The sequence below is a fragment of the Streptomyces sp. NPDC058880 genome (assembly GCF_042742535.1).
In the GTDB taxonomy this organism is placed as follows: Bacteria; Actinomycetota; Actinomycetes; order Streptomycetales; family Streptomycetaceae; genus Streptomyces.
The window spans coordinates 149212-166368 of record NZ_JBHYMC010000004.1; the positions used below are offsets into that span (position 1 = coordinate 149212).

17 protein-coding genes and 1 tRNA gene are annotated in these 17157 nt (G+C 73.0%); 2 read left to right on the forward strand and 16 right to left on the reverse strand.

Annotated elements, in window-relative coordinates:
* Positions 1-112 precede the first annotated feature (112 nt).
* Positions 113-186 (forward strand) — tRNA-Lys (locus ACFW2G_RS04430).
* 79 nt (positions 187-265) lie between these two features.
* Here ACFW2G_RS04430 and ACFW2G_RS04435 read toward each other — a convergent pair.
* The 13 genes from ACFW2G_RS04435 to ACFW2G_RS04495 form a co-directional block, all read right to left on the reverse strand.
* Positions 266-943, reverse strand: coding sequence for a class F sortase (locus tag ACFW2G_RS04435; protein WP_037923425.1), 678 nt, complete (start codon positions 941-943; stop codon positions 266-268).
* Positions 944-955: 12 nt separating this feature from the next.
* On the reverse strand, positions 956-1576 hold the full coding sequence (locus ACFW2G_RS04440) for a hypothetical protein (protein WP_037923423.1): 621 nt from the start codon (positions 1574-1576) through the stop codon (positions 956-958).
* Between the two features lie 124 nt (positions 1577-1700).
* Positions 1701-2480, reverse strand: coding sequence for an HAD-IIA family hydrolase (locus ACFW2G_RS04445; protein WP_037923419.1), 780 nt, complete (start codon positions 2478-2480; stop codon positions 1701-1703).
* Between the two features lie 115 nt (positions 2481-2595).
* On the reverse strand, positions 2596-4134 hold the full coding sequence (locus tag ACFW2G_RS04450) for an alkaline phosphatase family protein (RefSeq protein WP_384580656.1): 1539 nt from the start codon (positions 4132-4134) through the stop codon (positions 2596-2598).
* Positions 4135-4333: 199 nt separating this feature from the next.
* On the reverse strand, positions 4334-5416 hold the full coding sequence (locus ACFW2G_RS04455) for a 2-aminoethylphosphonate ABC transporter substrate-binding protein (RefSeq protein ID WP_384446101.1): 1083 nt from the start codon (positions 5414-5416) through the stop codon (positions 4334-4336).
* A gap of 120 nt (positions 5417-5536) precedes the next feature.
* Positions 5537-6334: an ABC transporter permease gene (locus ACFW2G_RS04460; RefSeq protein WP_384446103.1), complete on the reverse strand. Its 798-nt coding sequence runs from the start codon at positions 6332-6334 to the stop codon at positions 5537-5539.
* Positions 6321-7196, reverse strand: a complete 876-nt coding sequence (locus ACFW2G_RS04465) for a 2-aminoethylphosphonate ABC transporter permease subunit (RefSeq protein WP_384580754.1) — start codon at positions 7194-7196, stop codon at positions 6321-6323. The genes ACFW2G_RS04460 and ACFW2G_RS04465 overlap by 14 nt, the downstream gene beginning before the upstream one ends.
* Before the next feature lie 64 nt (positions 7197-7260).
* The gene (locus tag ACFW2G_RS04470) at positions 7261-8310 is read right to left on the reverse strand and encodes an ABC transporter ATP-binding protein (protein ID WP_384580654.1); all 1050 of its coding nucleotides are present in this window, start codon (positions 8308-8310) and stop codon (positions 7261-7263) included.
* Positions 8307-9080, reverse strand: coding sequence for a phosphonatase-like hydrolase (locus ACFW2G_RS04475; RefSeq protein ID WP_384580652.1), 774 nt, complete (start codon positions 9078-9080; stop codon positions 8307-8309). Before ACFW2G_RS04475 ends, ACFW2G_RS04470 begins: the two co-directional genes overlap by 4 nt.
* Before the next feature lie 5 nt (positions 9081-9085).
* Positions 9086-10213 (reverse strand): TIGR03364 family FAD-dependent oxidoreductase, encoded by a 1128-nt coding sequence (locus tag ACFW2G_RS04480; protein ID WP_037923407.1) that lies wholly within the window; start codon positions 10211-10213, stop codon positions 9086-9088.
* A 147-nt stretch (positions 10214-10360) separates the two neighbouring features.
* The gene (locus ACFW2G_RS04485; protein WP_037923404.1) at positions 10361-11125 is read right to left on the reverse strand and encodes a GntR family transcriptional regulator; all 765 of its coding nucleotides are present in this window, start codon (positions 11123-11125) and stop codon (positions 10361-10363) included.
* 138 nt (positions 11126-11263) lie between these two features.
* Complete coding sequence (locus tag ACFW2G_RS04490) at positions 11264-12022, reverse strand: hypothetical protein (RefSeq protein WP_384446110.1); 759 nt, start codon at positions 12020-12022, stop codon at positions 11264-11266.
* A 330-nt stretch (positions 12023-12352) separates the two neighbouring features.
* Positions 12353-13573: an ROK family protein gene (locus ACFW2G_RS04495; protein ID WP_384580650.1), complete on the reverse strand. Its 1221-nt coding sequence runs from the start codon at positions 13571-13573 to the stop codon at positions 12353-12355.
* Positions 13574-13628: 55 nt separating this feature from the next.
* Between ACFW2G_RS04495 and ACFW2G_RS04500 the strand changes: the two genes are divergently transcribed.
* Complete coding sequence (locus ACFW2G_RS04500) at positions 13629-14735, forward strand: Gfo/Idh/MocA family oxidoreductase (protein WP_384446114.1); 1107 nt, start codon at positions 13629-13631, stop codon at positions 14733-14735.
* Between the two features lie 168 nt (positions 14736-14903).
* Here the strand turns inward: ACFW2G_RS04500 and ACFW2G_RS04505 are convergent, their stop codons facing one another.
* From ACFW2G_RS04505 to ACFW2G_RS04515, 3 genes are all read right to left on the reverse strand, one after another.
* A complete protein-coding gene (locus ACFW2G_RS04505; RefSeq protein ID WP_384580648.1) occupies positions 14904-15761 on the reverse strand; it encodes a fumarylacetoacetate hydrolase family protein in 858 nt (285 codons plus the stop codon).
* A gap of 122 nt (positions 15762-15883) precedes the next feature.
* On the reverse strand, positions 15884-16645 hold the full coding sequence (locus ACFW2G_RS04510; protein ID WP_384580646.1) for a hypothetical protein: 762 nt from the start codon (positions 16643-16645) through the stop codon (positions 15884-15886).
* A 114-nt stretch (positions 16646-16759) separates the two neighbouring features.
* Positions 16760-17104, reverse strand: coding sequence for a DUF6412 domain-containing protein (locus ACFW2G_RS04515; protein ID WP_037923390.1), 345 nt, complete (start codon positions 17102-17104; stop codon positions 16760-16762).
* Positions 17105-17157 lie beyond the last annotated feature (53 nt).

Genomic DNA, 17157 nt, shown 5'->3' on the forward strand with positions numbered 1-17157 from the left:
GCGCAGACATATCGTGCACGATAAACTGCCCAAACATGGGTTAATCGGACAAGGTGGGCGTGGCTGGTCATGAGCACCCGCGGAGGTGGGGTAGAGTTTTCCCTGTCAGCAAGCGCCGCTAGCTCAGTTGGTTAGAGCAGCTGACTCTTAATCAGCGGGTCCGGGGTTCGAGTCCCTGGCGGCGCACAGACGGAAGAAGCCCCTCACAGGGAAACCTGTGAGGGGCTTCTTCGTTCCCGTGCGAGGGCTCCGTGCGCCGGGCGCGCTAGACCGACGTGCCGGAGCGGACTCCCACGCCGGTGAGATAGGCGGAGACCACCACGTTCGCCGTGTACTCCTTGGCCGTCTTGTCGTACGTCCCCCCGCAGGTCACCAGCCGCAGTTCCGCGCGGCCCGGCACCCGTGGGCCGTACGCCCTGTGCGCGTCGAAGGCAGCACGCTCGTAGACCCGTACGTCCTCGATCGTGAACTCGGCGACGGAGCCGTCCGCCCGCACCACGCGCACCTTGTCACCCGGCTTCGCCGTGCTCAGGCCGTAGAAGACCGCCGGCTTGGACCGCGTGTCCACGTGTCCCACCATCAGTGCCGTCCCCACCGCCCCCGGCTGGACGCCCTGCCCCCACCAGCCCACCGTGCCGGGGCTGTCGTACGGCGGCGGATCGATCGCACCGTCCTTGTCCAGACCACGGGAGACCACCGGAGCCTGGATCCCCATGGACGGCACGTCGACGCGCTGCGGCAGCGATCCCGCGACGGGGGCGTGCGCGGCCGGCAGCCCCGCGCTCAATCCTCCGCCGCCCTGCCCGGCGAGCGGGGCCGGCGGCACGGTGAGCTCACGGCCCCACAGCCACAGGCCCAGCACCAGCACCGACCAGGCCGCGAAGGTCAGCAACCGACCCCCGGCGGAAGCCTTGGCCTCGTCCGTCCGCCACTCCTCGCCCACGCGCCGCCCGCCTCACTCGCCGCTGCGTCGGCGGCGCAGGGCCAGGGCGCGGCCCGCGACGGCCAGCGTGGCCACCGCGGCGAGCACGGCGCCGATCACCGTGTGCGGCGTCCCCGGGCCGTCGCCGCCCGTGTGCTCCTTCTTCGCCGCCGTGAGCAGGCCGGGAGCCTCGGCCGGGCGGTCCGCCATGCCGCCGCCGCCCGCGTGGACGGGCCAGATCGGCGAGGCGTGGTGGGAGGGGTGGCGGCGGGCGGCGACCTGCACGGAGCCGGTGAACTTCTCACCGCCGTCGCAGTACACCCGGACGGCGTGCCAGCCCGGCGAGGCGTGCGAGCTGATCATCGCGTCGCCGTAGAGCGGACTGCGGCGCCCGCCGTCGCGTCCGTAGAGATCGGCGTCCGAGACGAAGACGGAGGACTTGGCCGCCCCCCGGTTGCCCTCGCAGCCGTGGACCCGAAGCTTGACCTGCGCTCCCGGGGCGGCCGGGTTCGGGTCGACCGTGATGCTGCCGCGGTCGCCACGGTCCTCCTCACCCGCGAGGGCGGCGGGCGCGGACACGACGGTCACCGCGGAGAACGCGGCCAGAGCGGCGGCCACGGCGGCGGTGCGGACAGCGATCGGAACACTGCGCATGGTGAACCTCCTCGACAAGGAGATTCACGCGCGGCAGGCCGCTCCGCATCCGGAGCGGCGCCGTACGTGTCAGCCGTACGCCCCAAACACGGTACGCCCGGACGGCCGTACGGGCCGCCGTCCGTCAGACCAGGTCGACCAGGTCCGCGATCGAGGCGACCGTCTCGGTCGGGCGGTAGGGGAACTTCTCGGTGTCCTGTTCACTGGTCAGCCCGGTCAGCACCAGGAAGGTCCGCATGCCGGCCTCCAGACCGGCGAGCACGTCGGTGTCCATCCGGTCGCCGATCATCGCGCTGGTCTCCGAGTGCGCGCCGATGGCGTTCAAGCCGGTGCGCATCATCAGCGGGTTCGGCTTGCCCGCGAAGTACGGCTGCTTGCCGGTCGCCTTGGTGATCAGCGCGGCGACGGCGCCGGTGGCGGGGAGCGGGCCCTCGGTGGAGGGACCGGTCTCGTCGGGGTTGGTGCAGATGAAGCGCGCCCCGGCGTTGATCAGGCGGACCGCCTTGGTCATGGCCTCGAAGCTGTAGGTGCGGGTCTCGCCCAGCACCACGTAGTCGGGCTCGTGGTCGGTGAGGACGTAGCCGATGTCGTGCAGGGCGGTCGTCAGACCGGCCTCGCCGATGACGTAGGCCGTGCCGCCGGGGCGCTGGTCGTCGAGGAACTTGGCGGTGGCCAGGGCGGAGGTCCAGATGTTCTCGACGGGGACGTCCAGACCCATGCGGGCGAGGCGGGCCTGGAGGTCGCGCGGGGTGTAGATGGAGTTGTTGGTCAGCACCAGGAAGGGCTTGCCCGACTCGCGCAGCCGCTTGATGAAGGCATCGGCGCCCGGGATCGGCGTGCCCTCGTGGATGAGGACCCCGTCCATGTCGGTGAGCCACGATTCGATCGGCTTGCGCTCTGCCACGGGACTGTTCTCCGCTCTCGCTGACCTGCTGCCTCTGGTCTGTACCACCCTATCCGGGCCGGGCTGCGGACGTCTCGGCCGTCCACAGCCCGGACGCGGGAGGGCGGGCGGGCGGTCAGCCCAGCCGGACGTCGTCGATGGTCCAGAACCAGTTGTTGTCACCGCTGTAGCGGAAGCGGACCTGGACGTCGGTGGCTCCGGTCGGGACCCGGAGGGCGAGGGACTCGGTCTTGGCGACGGCATCGGCGGTGTAGGTCTTCACCACCGTCGGGGCGGCGCCGTTGTACGAGACGAGGACCTGGGCGGTCTGGCCCGCCTCGTGGCGGTAGTGCGTCTGGAAGGTGAGGGTTCGTGTACTGCCGCCCGTGACCGGCCACTTGGGGGTGACGAGGGTGGAGTCGAAGGTGCCGGTGTGGGCCTTGTCGTCCCACTCGTCGGAGTCGGCGACGGCGAAGACGTCACGGGAGCGGACGTTCAGCTCGCGCCACTGGTCGCGCTGCGACTGGGTCCAGAACTCGTCGGTCGCGAAGGCCCAGCCGGCCCACTCGCTGACACCGCCCGTGCCCATCTTCGAGTTGTCGACGGACCAGCCGGCGGGCGGGGTGTGCGTGAAGCCCTTCACTCCGGCCGGGATGCCCGTCTCGTCCACCCGGGCCTGGAGGGCGGGGCGCACGGTGTCGAAGGGGTCGGCGTCCGGGGAGCCCAGCGGGACGCCGTCGATGCCGGGGGCGCTGACGCCGACCTGGGCGAGGGCGGTCGCGGCCACGTCGGCCAGCTTGACGTCGTCGCGGACCGAACCGGCGGGGATCCCGGCGCCCTTGGCGATCACGAAGGTGCCGCGTTCGGCGAGGGTGGAGCCGCCGTGGCCGCCCGAGGAGGTGTGGCCGTGGTCGGTGGTGACCAGGATCTTCCAGTTCTCCCGGCCGTACGTCGGGCGGTTCTCTACGGCGGCGAGGAGCTGGCCGACCAGGGCGTCGACGCGGGCGACGGCGTCGAGGTACTGCTGGCTGGCGGCGCCGTGGGAGTGGCCGGCGGCGTCGATCTCGCCGAGGTAGACGAAGGCGGCGTCCGGGTTCTGGGTGCGCAGTTCCGTGGCGGCCGCGGCGGCCACCTTCGGGTCCTCCTTGCGGTAGCCGTCGCGGTCGCCCTTGAGGGAGAGGCGCTTGTCGACCTTGGCGGAGAAGATCGGGCCGTTCTGGTCGGTGGAGGTGATGGGTTCCCAGTCCGCGGCCGCATACGTGTTGAGCGCCGGCTTGGCGTTCTCGATGCGAGTGAGGAAGTCGGGGTGGGCGGCGTAGTTCTTGCCGATGAAGGAGTTGTCCTTCACCCCATGCTTGTCGGGCCAGACGCCGGTGGCGATGGTGGACCAGCCGGGGCCCGAGGAGGTGGCGGCCATCGGACTCGCGTAGAGGGTGCTCCGGGCGGTCAGCCCCTGGGCCATCAGGCCCTGCAGGTGCGGGGCGTCGGCGGCCTTGACGCGGTCGAGGACCGCGCCGTCGACGCCGATGACGAGGACCTTGTCGCTGGTGCCGGCCGCGGCGGCGGTGGCGGTGGGGGCGCCGAGGGCAGCGGCGATCAGGGCGGTGGCGGTCGCGGCCACGGCGAGGGTGCGTCCGGCAGGGACGGCAGGGACGGCGGGGATGGCAGGGGACACGAACTCCTCCGGGAGTGATCGTGGGAAGGGGCGCTGGGGGTGACGTGCCGGCGGGGTGCGGTGCCAGGGCCCGCGGGCCCGGCGCGATCGGCAGGACACCCCCGGCCGGCGCCGGGCCCGGACCGAAGGTGCGGTCTTCGGTCCAGACCCGTTATGCGGGTGTCACTGTGCCGGTCGTGGGTGACCGGGAGGCGACAGGTCAGCTTCCGGTTGCCGACTTCCACGCGTCCACGTAGTCGGTGAGGTTCTTGTCGATGTCCGCCCAGTCCGGCTCGAAGATCTCGACACCCGTCATGAGCCTGGTGAGTTCGACGGCGTTGGCGTCGGTCGGCTTGACGTCGCTGCGGGCCGGGAAGCCGCCGCCCACCTCGCTGACCAGCCGCTGGGCCTCCTCGCCGAGCAGGTGGTCGAGGAGCTTCCTGCCGTTCTCGGAGTGCGGGGCCTTGGCGACCAGGCCCGCCGCGTACGGCAGGGCGAAGGTGGTGGGCCTGCCGCCCTCCTTCGCGGGGAACCATATGCCCAGGTTCGGCATGGACTTGGACTGCGCGAAGTTCATCTGGACGTCGCCGTTGGCCACGAGCAGCTCGCCCTTGTCGGTCTTGGGCGCGAGCTTGCTGGTGGAGGAGGACGGGCCGACGTTGTTGGCCTGGAGCTTCTTCAGGTACTCCATCGCCGGCTCCTTGCCGCCGAAGTCGTGCATCGACTTGATGAGGACGGCCGTGCCGTCGCCCGCGACGCCCGGGGTGGAGTACTGGAGCTTGTCCTTGTAGCGGGCGTCCAGCAGCTCCTCCCAGGTCCTGGGGGCCTCGGCGAGCTCCTTCTTGTTGTAGACGAAGCCGAAGTAGTTGTTGACGACCGAGGTCCACTTGCCGTCGGTGGACTTGTCCGCGCCGTTGACCTTGTCGGCGCCCCGGGGCACATAGGGCTGGAGCAGGCCCTTGCCGTCGGCCTGTTGGATGAAGGGCGGCAGGGTGATCAGCACGTCGGCCTGGGTGTTGGTCTTCTCGCGGACGGCGCGCTGCACCATCTCACCCGAGCCGCCCTCGACGTACTTGACCTCGATGCCGGTCTTCTTGGTGAAGTCGGCGAAGACCCGGTCGTACCAGCCGTCGCCCTTCTCGCCCTTGAGGCCGTCGGCGCTGTAGACGGTGACGACCTTCTCGGTCTCCCCGGACTCGGCGGGGCCGGCCGCGGAGGAGCCGCCGCAGGCGGTGAGTGAGACGGTGAGGGCGAGGCTGCCGGTGACCGCGGCGCAGGCGCGGAGCACGAGGGTTCTGGGCATGGAACTTCCTTACGGGGTACAGGATTCGGCGGGAGGGGGGACGGGCGGAGTTCGACGGAGACCGGTCGCGATCGACTGCGATCGGTGGGGATCCGCCCGGCTCGGCGGGGGCGGAGGGAATCAGCGGTACGAGGCCCTGGTGCGGATGCGGGAGACGGCCAGCAGGACCAGCACGGTGGTGGCCATCAGGACGACGGCGACGGCGGATCCACCGAAGAGCGAACCGCGGTCGGTGGCGGTGAAGATACGGACCGGGAGGGGCACCCAGTCCGGCGGGTAGAGCATCATCGTGGCGCTGAGCTCACCCATGGACAGGGCGAAGCAGAGGCCGGCCGCGGCCGTGAGGGACGGCAGCAGGAGGGGCAGCCGGACCCGCCACAGCACGTACCCGGGACGGGCGCCGAGGGAGGCCGCCGCCTGCTCGTAGGCGGGGTCGAGCCGGACGATGGCGGCGGACACCGACTGGTGGGCGAACGCCGTGACGAGGACGGTGTGGGCCAGGACGACGATCGGGGCGGTGCCGTTGAGCAGGACGGGCGGGCGGCTGAAGGCGACGAGGACGGCGAGGCCGACGACCACGGACGGCACCGCCACGGGCAGCATGAACAGCGCGTCCAGGAGCCGCTTGCCCCGCTTTCCCAGCGCGGCGGCGGCCAGCGCGGACCAGGTGCCGACGGTGAGCGCGAGGAGGCTGGCGGCGACGGCGGTGACCAGGCTGGTGGTGAGGGCCTGGAGGGACTCGCCGCGCACGGCGGCGGCGTAGTGGGCGGCGGTCGGGCCGGAGGGGAAGGCTCCGGACCAGTGGGTGGCGAAGGACGCCGCGACCACGACGGCCAGGGGCAGCGCGAAGAGCGGCAGGAACAGAAGCCCGAAAAGGCCCCAGGCGGCCCAGCGGCCGGTCTTGCTATGCACCAGCACGCTTGCCCACCATCCGGTAGAGGCCGAACAGGCCTACGGAGATCACGATGTTGACGACGGCGACCACGCAGGCGGCCGGGTAGTCGGATTCGAGGATGGCCTTGCCGTAAATGAGCATCGGCAGGGTCGTGACCCCCTTGGCCCCGGTGAACAGGACGATCCCGAACTCGTTGAGGCACATGACGAGGACGAGGCTGCCGCCGGCCGCGAGGGCCGGGAGGGCCTCGGGCAGGATCACCCGCCGCACGATCCGGGCGGGGCGCGCGCCCAGACTCGCGGCGGCCTCCAGCTGGGCCGTGTCGAGCTGGGAGAAAGCGGCGAGGAGCGGGCGGATCACGAAGGGCGTGAAGTAGGTGATCTCCGCGAGCAGGACGCCCCAGGGGGTGGTGAGGAAGCGGAACGGCCCCTCGGCGGCGCCGGTGAATCCGGTGACGAGGCCGTTGGCCATGCCGACGGTGCCGTAGAGGAAGAGGAGGGCGAGAGTGATGAGGAAGGAGGGGAAGGAGAGGAAGACATCGATGAACCTGGCGACGGCGCGGGCTCCGGGAAAGGGCACGAACGCGATGATCAGCGCGAGCGTGAACCCGAGGAGCAGGCAGCCGAGGGTGGCTCCGACCGCGAGCCAGACGGTGGTCCCGAGGGCGTCGCGGAAGGCCTGCGACCCGAAGACGCGGGCATAGGCGTCGAAGGCGCCGCCGCCGTCGGGAGTGAGGGACTGCTGGACGACCAGCGCGAGGGGATACAGGAACAGCAGCGCGAGCACGGCCACCGGCGGCACCGCCCACACACTGCGCGGGATCCCCCGCGGGGGCGCCCCGGGGGCCGCGAGGGCGGGACCGGGAGCGGGAAGGACCGGGGGCACCGGGTCGGGCGGCGGGGGTGCGGCGGAGCCCCGCGGCGGGGGCGGCAGGGCTTGCCGCGCGGCGTCAGGCACGGGTCACCCCTGCGGCCAGCAGCACCGCGTCGCGCGGCTCGAAGTGCAGCGTGACCGGGTCTCCCAGCGAGGGCGTCTCCCGCAGTTCGGGAAGGTCCGCCTTCACCCGGTGTCCGCCGACGTCGACGTACAGCCGGTGCGTGGAACCCCGCCACTGCACCTCGGTGATGGTGCCGCTCAGCGCGTTGGGGCCGGTACCGAGACCGAGCAGGTGCGGCCGTACGCACAGGGTGGCCGCGGCTCCCGGCGCCGCGCGCCCCGGGTCGAGGGTCAGCACACGGCCCTCGAAGACGGCGCCGCCGTCCGCCACCGTGACCGGGAGCAGGTTCGCGTCGCCGACGAAGGAAGCGGTGAATTCCGTGCGCGGGGCCCGGTACAGCTCCTGCGGTGTTCCGCAGTCCTGCAGCCGGGCGCGATCCATGACGGCGATCCGGTCGGCCAGGGTGAGCGCCTCCACCTGGTCGTGCGTGACGTACAGGATGGACACGTCGGGCAGTTCGCGGTGCAGCCGGGCCAGTTCGGCGAGCATCCCGGAGCGCAGCTGTGCGTCGAGGGCGGAGAGCGGTTCGTCCAGCAGGAGCACGCCGGGGCGGATGGCGAGGGCGCGGGCGAGGGCGACCCGCTGCTGCTGGCCGCCCGACAGCTCGCGCGGGTAGCGCCGGGCGTAGGCGGCCATGCCCGTCATCTCCAGGGCTTCGGCGACCCGGCCGGGGACGTCGGCCTTCGGCGCCTTCCGGGCCTTGAGGCCGAAGGCGACGTTGTCCTCGACCCGCATGTGCGGGAAAAGCGCGTACTGCTGGACGACCATGCCGATGCCGCGCTGGTGCGGCGGGAGTGCGGTGACGTCCCGGCCGCCGATGAGCACCCGTCCCGCGCCGGGCCGTACGAAGCCGGCGACCGCGCGCAGGGCGGTGGTCTTGCCCGAGCCGGAGGGTCCGAGCAGCGCCATTACCTCGCCCGCCTCCACGGTCAGGTCGAGGCGGTCCAGCACGGTGTTGCCGTCGTAGGCGACGCTGACCCCGTCGAAGCGGATACCGCTCACGCCGACTCCGGGAGGAGCCGCGGGAGTTCGGCGACGGAGCCGAGGATGTGGGTCGCGCCGTTCCGCGTCAGCGCCGCGCGGTCGTGGGCGCCGGTGAGAACGCCCGCCACGATGCCCGCTCCGGCGCGCCGCCCGCTGAGCATGTCGTAGGCCGTGTCGCCGACGACCACGATGTCGGCGACATCCGCGACCCGGGCCGCGGCACCGGTCCGCAGGAACGCGGTCAGCACCATGTCGGGGAAGGGCCGGCCGCGGCCGCCCGCGTCGGCGGGACAGAGGGTGAGGTCCGCGAGGTCCTGCCAGCCGAGTGCGTCCAGGATGGCGTCCTGGGTGACGCGGGCGAAGCCGGTGGTCAGGGCGACGGTCCGGCCGTCGGCACGGAGCTCCTCGATCGCGGCGCGGGCGCCGGGGACCTCGGCGACCAGGCCGCCGTCGACGAGCTCCGCGTAGGCCTCCTCGAAGGCGGAGTTGGCGCGACGGGCCAGCTCCTCCCTGCCGAAGAGGTGCCGGAAGACAGAGATCTTGGACTCGCCCATGGTGGCCAGGACGTACTGGAGCTTCTCGGCGTGGTCGGGGGTGCCGGGCTCGACGCCGAGGCGCCCCGCCGCCCGCTCGAAGGCGCGCTCGACCAGGCCGCCGTCGGCGACGGTGGTACCGGCCATGTCGAGGACGACCAGCCGGCCGGCGCCGGTGGTGGTGCGGGTGGTGGTGCGGGTGGTGTCGGTGGCTTCGGCGCGAGTGGTGCCGGTGGTTTCGGTGGTGTCGGTCATCGGGATTACCAGCCCAGTTCGTTCGCGGTGGTCTCGGCGATGGCGGGGGAGCAGGTCATGCCGCGCCCGCCGGGTCCGGTCACCAGCCAGACGCCGTCGGCGACCTGCTGGCGGTGGACGACGCGGGAGGTGTCCGTGCACTGCGCGTACACGCCGGCCCACCGCTGCCTGATCTTCGGCAGTGAGCGGCCCAGGAAGGACTCGACGACCTCGGTGAGGTGCTCGTACGGATCCTCGACGGTGTCGAAGGCGAAGGGGTGCTCGTATGCGTGGGTGTCGCCGATCGTCAGTCCGCCGTCCTGGCGCTGGACCATCAGCAGTTGCATCCGGTGCGCGGCGGCGATCGGCGTCTGGGCCTGGCCGGCGTTCAGCTCGTCGAGGGCCGCGGACCGGTAGGCGGGGTAGTAGCGGAAGCTGTCGGCGTCCGCGACGGAGGTGGTGAGCGCCTCTCCGAGCGGCGCGGTCTGCATCATCTGGAGCCGGACCCGGCGCACGGGCAGGTCCGGGACCAGTTCGCGGACCAGCCCGGTCAACCAGGCGCCGGTGGCCAGGACCACGGCGTCGCCGCGGTGGACGTCGCCGTGGTCGTCGCGGACTGCGCCGGGGCCGGTGACCTCGCGGACCTCGCGGCCGGGCAGGAAGGTGTAGCGGCTGCCGGCCTTGGCGCGCAGGGCCTCGCGCAGGTGCAGCTGAGCGGTGCGCGGTTCGACGGCCGCGTCCCGCTCGCACCACAGGGCGGCTTCGAAGTCGCCGCGCAGGGCCGGGTTGATCCTGCGCGCCTCCCCGGCGCCGAGAAGTTCGTAGCCGCGGGCGGCGGCGTCCGGGCGGGCCAGGGCCGCCTCGGCGACGGCGTGTTCGCGGGCGTTGCGGACGGGAGTGAGGGAGCCGATGGCACGGAAACCCAGGCCGGGCACCTCCGCGCCGATCCGCTCCCACAGCTCGCGGGCGCGCAGGGCGGTGTCGAGCTCTTCGCCCCCGGCCCGTCCACTGACCCAGATCTGGCCGAAATTGCGCAGTGAGGCGCCGCGCGCCTCGGCCTCCCGCTCGATCTGGACGACCTCGTGGCCGCGTTCGACTGCTTGCCAGGCGTGCATGGTGCCGACCACGCCGCCTCCGACGACTATGACTCTCACGCCGCCAACGGTGGGTGCCGGCCGTGACCCGGGAGGGGCGGTCCGGCGACGCGCCGGTGAACGCGCCTCGACGATTGGACCAGACCCGTTATCTTTCTGTGATATCACTGCACCCCTTTTCAGTGGCTACGGGGGTTTGACGTCGGGTTATTCGGCGCGCAGGCGGGTCGTGAAGCTGAACCGGTCACCGCGGTAGAGCGAACGCACCCGCTCCAAGGGGCGGCCCTCCCCGTCCCGCGAGAAGCGGTGGATGAGCAGCATGGGCAGGGCCGGCGGGGTGCCGATCAGCAGGGCCTCGCGAGGGGTGGCGAGCACGGTCTCCAGCTTCTCGTCGGCTTCGCCGAAGGAGATGCCGAGGCTGTCGCGGAGATATCCGTAGAAGGAGGAGTCCGGCTGGAAATCGATGTCCAGGCGCGGGGCACGGGCCACCTGGATGTATGTGCTCTCCAGGCCGACGCGCTCGTCGTCGGCGAGCAGGACCCGTTCCAGGTGCCAGACGGGCTGGCCGGGCTCGGCACCGATCCCGGGCGCGAGGTCGGGCGGGCAGGGGAACTGTTCCAGCCCGATCAGCCGCCGGCCCGGCCGGTGCCCCTGGCGGCGCACCCCCTCCGTGTAGCTGGCGAGGGACAGCGGCTGCTCCAGCTTGGGCCCGGCGACGACGGTCCCCCGGCCGGAGCGGCGAAGCCGGCCCTCCAGCAGCAACTCGCGCAGGGCCTGCCGGACGGTCTCGCGGGAGACCTCGTACCGCTCGGCCAGATCGCGCTCGGTGGGCAGTGTCCCGCCCTCGCCGAGCGCGTCGAGGAGCTCGGCGATCCGGGCCTTGACGGCGTAGTACTTGGGGATGCGGCCGTGCTCGGGGATGCCGGACCGCACGGGCGAGCCGGGGCGGTGGCTCTGGAGGTTCTTTTCCACAACGGGACTCTATGCGGGGCGGTCGCGGCCGCCGTACGTGACTCCGGGGGCGGGCGGACTTCCCCACGGGCCGGCCGACGTCATCACGGGCGGACGGACATCAGCCGGGGGGCGGACTCCAGTGCAGGCGGGACGGCGTCAGCACCCGCGGCCGCGGGGTCGGGTGCGGAGTCTGCGGGCTCCCAGCAGGAGGCCTCCGCCCACGGCGACGGCGGTCAGGGCGCCCGCCCCGTACACCCACGCGTGGGGTCCGGTGTGGGCGAGGGAGCCGGCCTCGACGGAGCCCGCGGGCTCCTCGACGGAGAACCGGTAGCCGCCCGCCTCGCCGATCCAGTCCCCGTCGTCGCCCTTGCGCTGGACGAGGGCGGCGTCTGCGACGACCTCACCGGTGGGCGCGTCGGGGGCGAAGGAGAGCGAGACCTTCACGGTGTGGGTACCGCCGGGGGCCACGGTGAAGCCGGGAAAGGCGTCCCCGCCGTCGAAGACGGCGATGATCTCGTCGCGGTCGCTGCGTTCGAGCCCGGCGGGCAGGGTGCCGCCCGGGGCTTCGAACTCCATCCGCAGGTGGGCGGGTCGCAGGGTGCGGGCCTTGTCGGTGAGGACCACGACGGGGTGGATGGCCGTGCACCGGGAGTTCGTGGTGTTGGTCAGGTCCAGGTACCAGGTCTGCGGCTCGCCGCCGGTGCGGTACACGGCCGGGCCACCGCGGATCCGCGCGCCGATGGGGAAGGCGGAACTCTTGCCGTCCCCGCAGGCGGCCTGGATGCGGGACGGCAGCGCGGGAGCGGGGCGGGCACCGCCGCCGGTGCCGACGTCCGCGCCGGCGGTGGGTGCGGCGGTGACGGCCAGGACGGCGGAGAGGAAGGCCGTGAGGGCAAGGGCTTTGCGCAGTCGCATGGAAGACCTTCGCTGCTTGCCGGACAGGACGATGGTCGGACGAGGTGACCATCACCCCGGCCTGCCCGCACCCTCCCACGCAGGCGCGAACCGTCACCACGCACCACGCCTGAGTCGTTCCGGTTTACGCCCGATCGGTGCACCCGTCAACCCCGCTCCTCCCGCCCCACCGGCCCCGTTCAACCGCCGACGGTCGAGGCACGGGGGCCCGGGGGTATCGCCCCCGCAGCAGCGCCGCACCCGGCAACGCACAGGCCCCCGCGACGCACCAGCACCGGCATGTGCCCCTTACGGAGCGGAACGACGGGACCCGCGCGGCCGAGCCGCGCCCTACTCGCGCCCGAACAACGGCGCCAGCACCATCTCCGCCGCCCCCTCCGCCACACCCGCACCCGCCAGGGCGACCACCGGCCGGGCCGGATCCAGCGCACGGGCCGCGAGAACGGCTCCGACCCCGGACACGAACACGTCCGGCGCCGCCGCCACCACCCGACCGCCGAGCAGCACCCGGTCCACGTCCAGCAGCGCGACCAGGTTGGCCGCGGCCTCGCCCAGGATCCGAGCGGCCCCGGGAAGATCACCCCGAGCCACCGCCTCAAGGCACAGCACCTCCACGCAGCCACGGGCCCCGCACCGGCAGGGCGGGCCGTCCAGCAGGAGCACCTGGTGGCCGAACTCGCCCGCCGCCGAGCGGACGCCCCGGTAGACCCCGCCGCCCAGCCACAGCCCCGCGCCGAGTCCGGTCCCGACGTGCAGATACACGCACGTGCGGGGACCGCTGCCGGCGTACCCGCCCGCGCCCGGTTCCGTGTCCGTGTCCGGCCCGGTGTCCGGCCCCGTATCCGCGTCCCCATCCGCATCCGGATCGGGCCAGGCGGCCCGGAGCCACGCCCCGGCGGCCGCGGCCGCACCGGCGTTCGTGTCCTTGTCCAGCAGCACCGGCAGTCCCAGCCGCCCCTCCAGCACCCCCCTCAGCGGAAAGTCCTTCCAGCTCGGGTAGCCGGTCACCCGCCCCATCACCCCGGCCCGGTGGTCGAGCGGTCCCGGCGCGGCCACCCCCACCCCCAAGGGCGGCAGGCCGGACGGGGCGCCGACCCGCGCGACCGCCCGTACGACCGCCTCGACCGCCGCCTCCGGTCCGGTCCCGAAGTCGAGCGGGCCGCTGCTCTCGGAGACGACGCGGCCCGCCAGGTCCACCCGTACCGCCCGGAGCTCGTCGCGGTCCAGCTGCACCCCCACGGCGTGCCGGACATCCGGCACCAGCCTCAGCAGGGTGCGCGGCTTGCCGCCGGTGGAAGCGGCCCGGCCCGCCTCCGCGACCAGGCCCTCCACACTGAGCCTGGCCGTGATCTTGCTGACGGCCTGCGGGGTGAGTCCCGTGCGGGCGGCGAGTTCCGCGCGCCCCAGGCCCGCCGGCCCCGCGGCCCGGAGCAGGTCCAGGACCAGCGCGTCGTTGTGGCCGCGCAGCGCCGGCAGGTTGGCCCCGCCGCGCCGACCGTATGCGTCGCCCCGGCCGCCGCTCCCGTTCCCGCTCCCGCTAGCCCTGTTCACAGGCCCATTGTCCACCCTCCTTGCACTTCGACAACGCTGTTGCCAAAGTGGCCTCATGAGCACCCCCACCCCCACTGCACCACTTCGTGTCGGCGTCATCGGCTACGGACTCGCCGGTTCCGTCTTTCACGCCCCCCTCGTGGCCGCCACGGACGGACTCGTCCTCGACACGGTCGTCACCTCCGACCCGGATCGGCAGGCCCGCGCCCGCGCCGAGTTCCCCGGCGTCCGCACCGCCCCCACCTCCGACGAGCTGTGGGAGCGCGACCTCGACCTCGTGGTGATCGCCTCCCCCAACAAGACGCACGTCCCGCTCGCCACGGCCGCCCTGGAAGCCGGGATCCCGGCGGTCGTGGACAAGCCGCTCGCCGCCACCGCCGCCGAGGCCCGGGCGCTCGCCGCCCTGGCGGACCGGCGCGGAGTCCTCCTTTCCGTCTTTCAGAACCGCCGCTGGGACAACGACTTCCTCACCCTGCGCCGCCTCCTCGCGGACGGCGAACTGGGCGAGATCCACCGCTTCGAGTCCCGCTTCGAGCGCTGGCGCCCGCAGCTGAAGGGCGGCTGGCGGGAGTCGGGCGCCCCGGAGGAGATCGGCGGCCTGCTCTACGACCTCGGCAGCCACGTCGTCGACCAGGCCCTCGTGCTGTTCGGGCCCGCCGTGCGGGTCTACGCGGAGACCGACGCGCGCCGCCCGGGCGCCGAGACCGACGACGACACCTTCATCGCCCTCACCCACGCGAACGGGGTCCGCTCGCACCTCTACGTCAGCGCAGCCACGGCCCAGCTCGGACCGCGGTTCCGGGTGCTCGGCTCCCGCGCCGGCTACGTGAAGTACGGCCTGGACCCGCAGGAGGGCGCCCTGCGGGAGGGCCTGCGGCCGGACGGGCGGCTGCCCTGGGGCGAGGAGCCGCCGCACCTGTGGGGGCGGGTGGGCTCGGGCGAATCCCCGCTGACCGGTGGCGGGGCCCCGGTACCGACCGAACAGGGCGACTACCCGGCGTACTACGCGGCGGTGGCGGCCGCCCTGCGCACCGGCGGGCCCGCCCCGGTCACGGCGCACGAGGCCGCGCGCTGCCTCGACGTACTGGAGGCTGCCCGCATGTCGTCCCAGGAAGGCGTGGCGGTGGAGCTTCCCGTCACCATGGCGCACCGAGAGCACTGAGGACATGGAGAGCACCTGGAGCGCCGAAGACCGCAGGCAGCACGGAACCGCGTGACGTCCCGGGCACGCGCGTGAGCCGGCGCGTGCGGGACGGGCGGGGCCGCCCCGACGGCCGCCCCGCCCGGCCCTCGCCCGCCCCTCGCCCGTCCTCCGTGTCCCGTACGGCGGTTACGCGCCCTTGACCTCCTGGCGCTGACGGCCGAGCCGCTCGATCTCCAGCTCCACGACGTCGCCGGCCCGCAGGTACGGCTTCGGCTCCGGCTGGCCCATCGCCACGCCGGCCGGTGTGCCGGTGACGATGACGTCGCCCGGGTACAGGGTCATGAACCGGCTCAGGTACCGGACCACCTCACCGACCGGGAAGATCTGATCAGAGGTGTTGCCGTCCTGCTTGAGCTCGCCGTTGACCCACAGCTTCACGTCCAGGACCTGCGGGTCCGGGATCTCGTCGGCGGTGACCAGCCACGGGCCGAGCGGGGTGAAGGTCTCGCAGTTCTTGCCCTTGTCCCAGGTGCCCCCGCGCTCGATCTGGAACTCGCGCTCCGAGACGTCGTTGACCAGAAGGTAGCCGCCGACGTGGGCCAGGCCCTGCTCCGCGGTGTCCAGGTAGCGGGCGGTGCTGCCGATGACGACGCCGAGTTCGGCCTCCCAGTCGGTCTTCACGCTGCCGCGCGGGATCAGCACGGTGTCGTCGGGGCCGACCACCGTGTCCGCGGCCTTCAGGAAGAGGATCGGCTCGGCCGGCGGCTCCACGCCGATCTCCGCCGCGTGGCCGAAGTAGTTCAGCCCGATGCCCACGATCTTGCCGATGCGGCCGACCGGCGCACCGGTTCGCAGCCCTTCGGCGTCCAGGACCGGAAGCTCACCGGAGGCGGCCGCGTCCCGCACCCGGGACAGCACGGAGCCGTCGGCGAGCAGCGCGCCGTCCACATCCGTGATCAGGCCGGACAGATCCCGCAGGGTCCCGTTCTGGTCGAGCAGCGCGGGGCGCTCCGACCCGACCGGTCCGACACGCAGCAGCTTCATGGGCATTCTCCCGTGGTCGTGGGTGGTCGGCCCACGGGCATGCCCCGGGCCGGACGATGGGTTGCGGCCATCGGAGGATTGGTCGATCCTCCAAGATGGCCACCCCATCCGCAAGACCCTGTTCACAGACTGGAACGCACAGCCCTGTCCGCCGCCGACCGGTCGGCGGCGGCTCCGGCCGCGACCCGCGCCGCGACACGCCCCTTGCGGTACTCCAGCCAGGCCCGCTCCGCCACGGACCAGGCGGTGGTGGTGAGCAGGTAGAGGCCGGCCGCCAGCGGCACGACGGCGGCGGTGATCAGCGTCCCGAAGGACAGCAGGGGCAGGACGCCGCCCAGCTTGCGCATGGCTTCCTGCTGCTCGGCGCTCAGCTCGGGCAGCCCCGCGACCGCCGCACTCCCGGCACCGGCACCGGCACCGGCCTTCTTGGCGGCCTTCGCAGGATGCGCCGGCTTCTTCGGGGCGGCCGCAACCGCAGCCGCCGCAGCGGCGGACCGGCGGCCGCGCACGGCACTCCACGCGGCTACCACCGCGATCGCCCCGAAGAGCGCGAGGAACACCAGCCCCTGCGCCCCGAACAGGCCGCCCTCCCCGAGCGCGTCGGTCCAGCGGGACCCCAGCGGGGCGGCGAACAACCGGTGGTCCAGCAGCTCGTTCCCCGACGAGAACGCCTGGTACATGAGGAAGAAGACCGGCAGCTGGAGCAGCACGGGCAGGAGGCCGGCCACCGGGGTCGCACCGCGGAAGGCGGCCCTGCTCAGCGGGTGCAGGGCGAGCCGTACGAGCACGGTGAACAGCACGATCGCGGCAGCAGTCGCGGACTCGGCCAGGGCCGGCTCCAGAAGCCGGCCCAGCTCAGCGACAAGGTGGATGAGAACGGACACGTGGGCCCTCCGAGGGGTCTCGTCGAACGTCGAAAGAACTGCGTTTCGGCGTGACGACCCACGAGGGGCGACAACAGTGATCAGTCAGCAGAAGGCGGGGAGTACTGCGCGCCCCTACGCGGCCGTCGGGGCGAGACGGCCGGGTGCCCTGGGTCGTGAACGGCCCGAGGCGTCGGGATCGCGCTGCGGCAGGAACGCCGTGCGCTGCTCGCGATCACGGATCGCGGTGCGTATGCGGTGCGGCGGTACGGGCCGTACGAGCCGCGCGGCGGCGGCCAGGGCCTCGGCGCCCACGGAGACGGACGCGACGGACGCGGCGAGGGCGACCACCACGGCGCCCAGCCCGCTCTCCCCCGCGAACAGGCCGAGGGCTCCCCCGAGCAGCACGAGCGGGAGCAGTACGGAGAGCAGCCGGGCGATCCGGGCGGGCGGAACGTCGAAGCGTCGTGACCGACCCATGCGAACCTCCCCCTCATCACATCCGTGAACTGCACCGTCCTCGGTCGATGGTA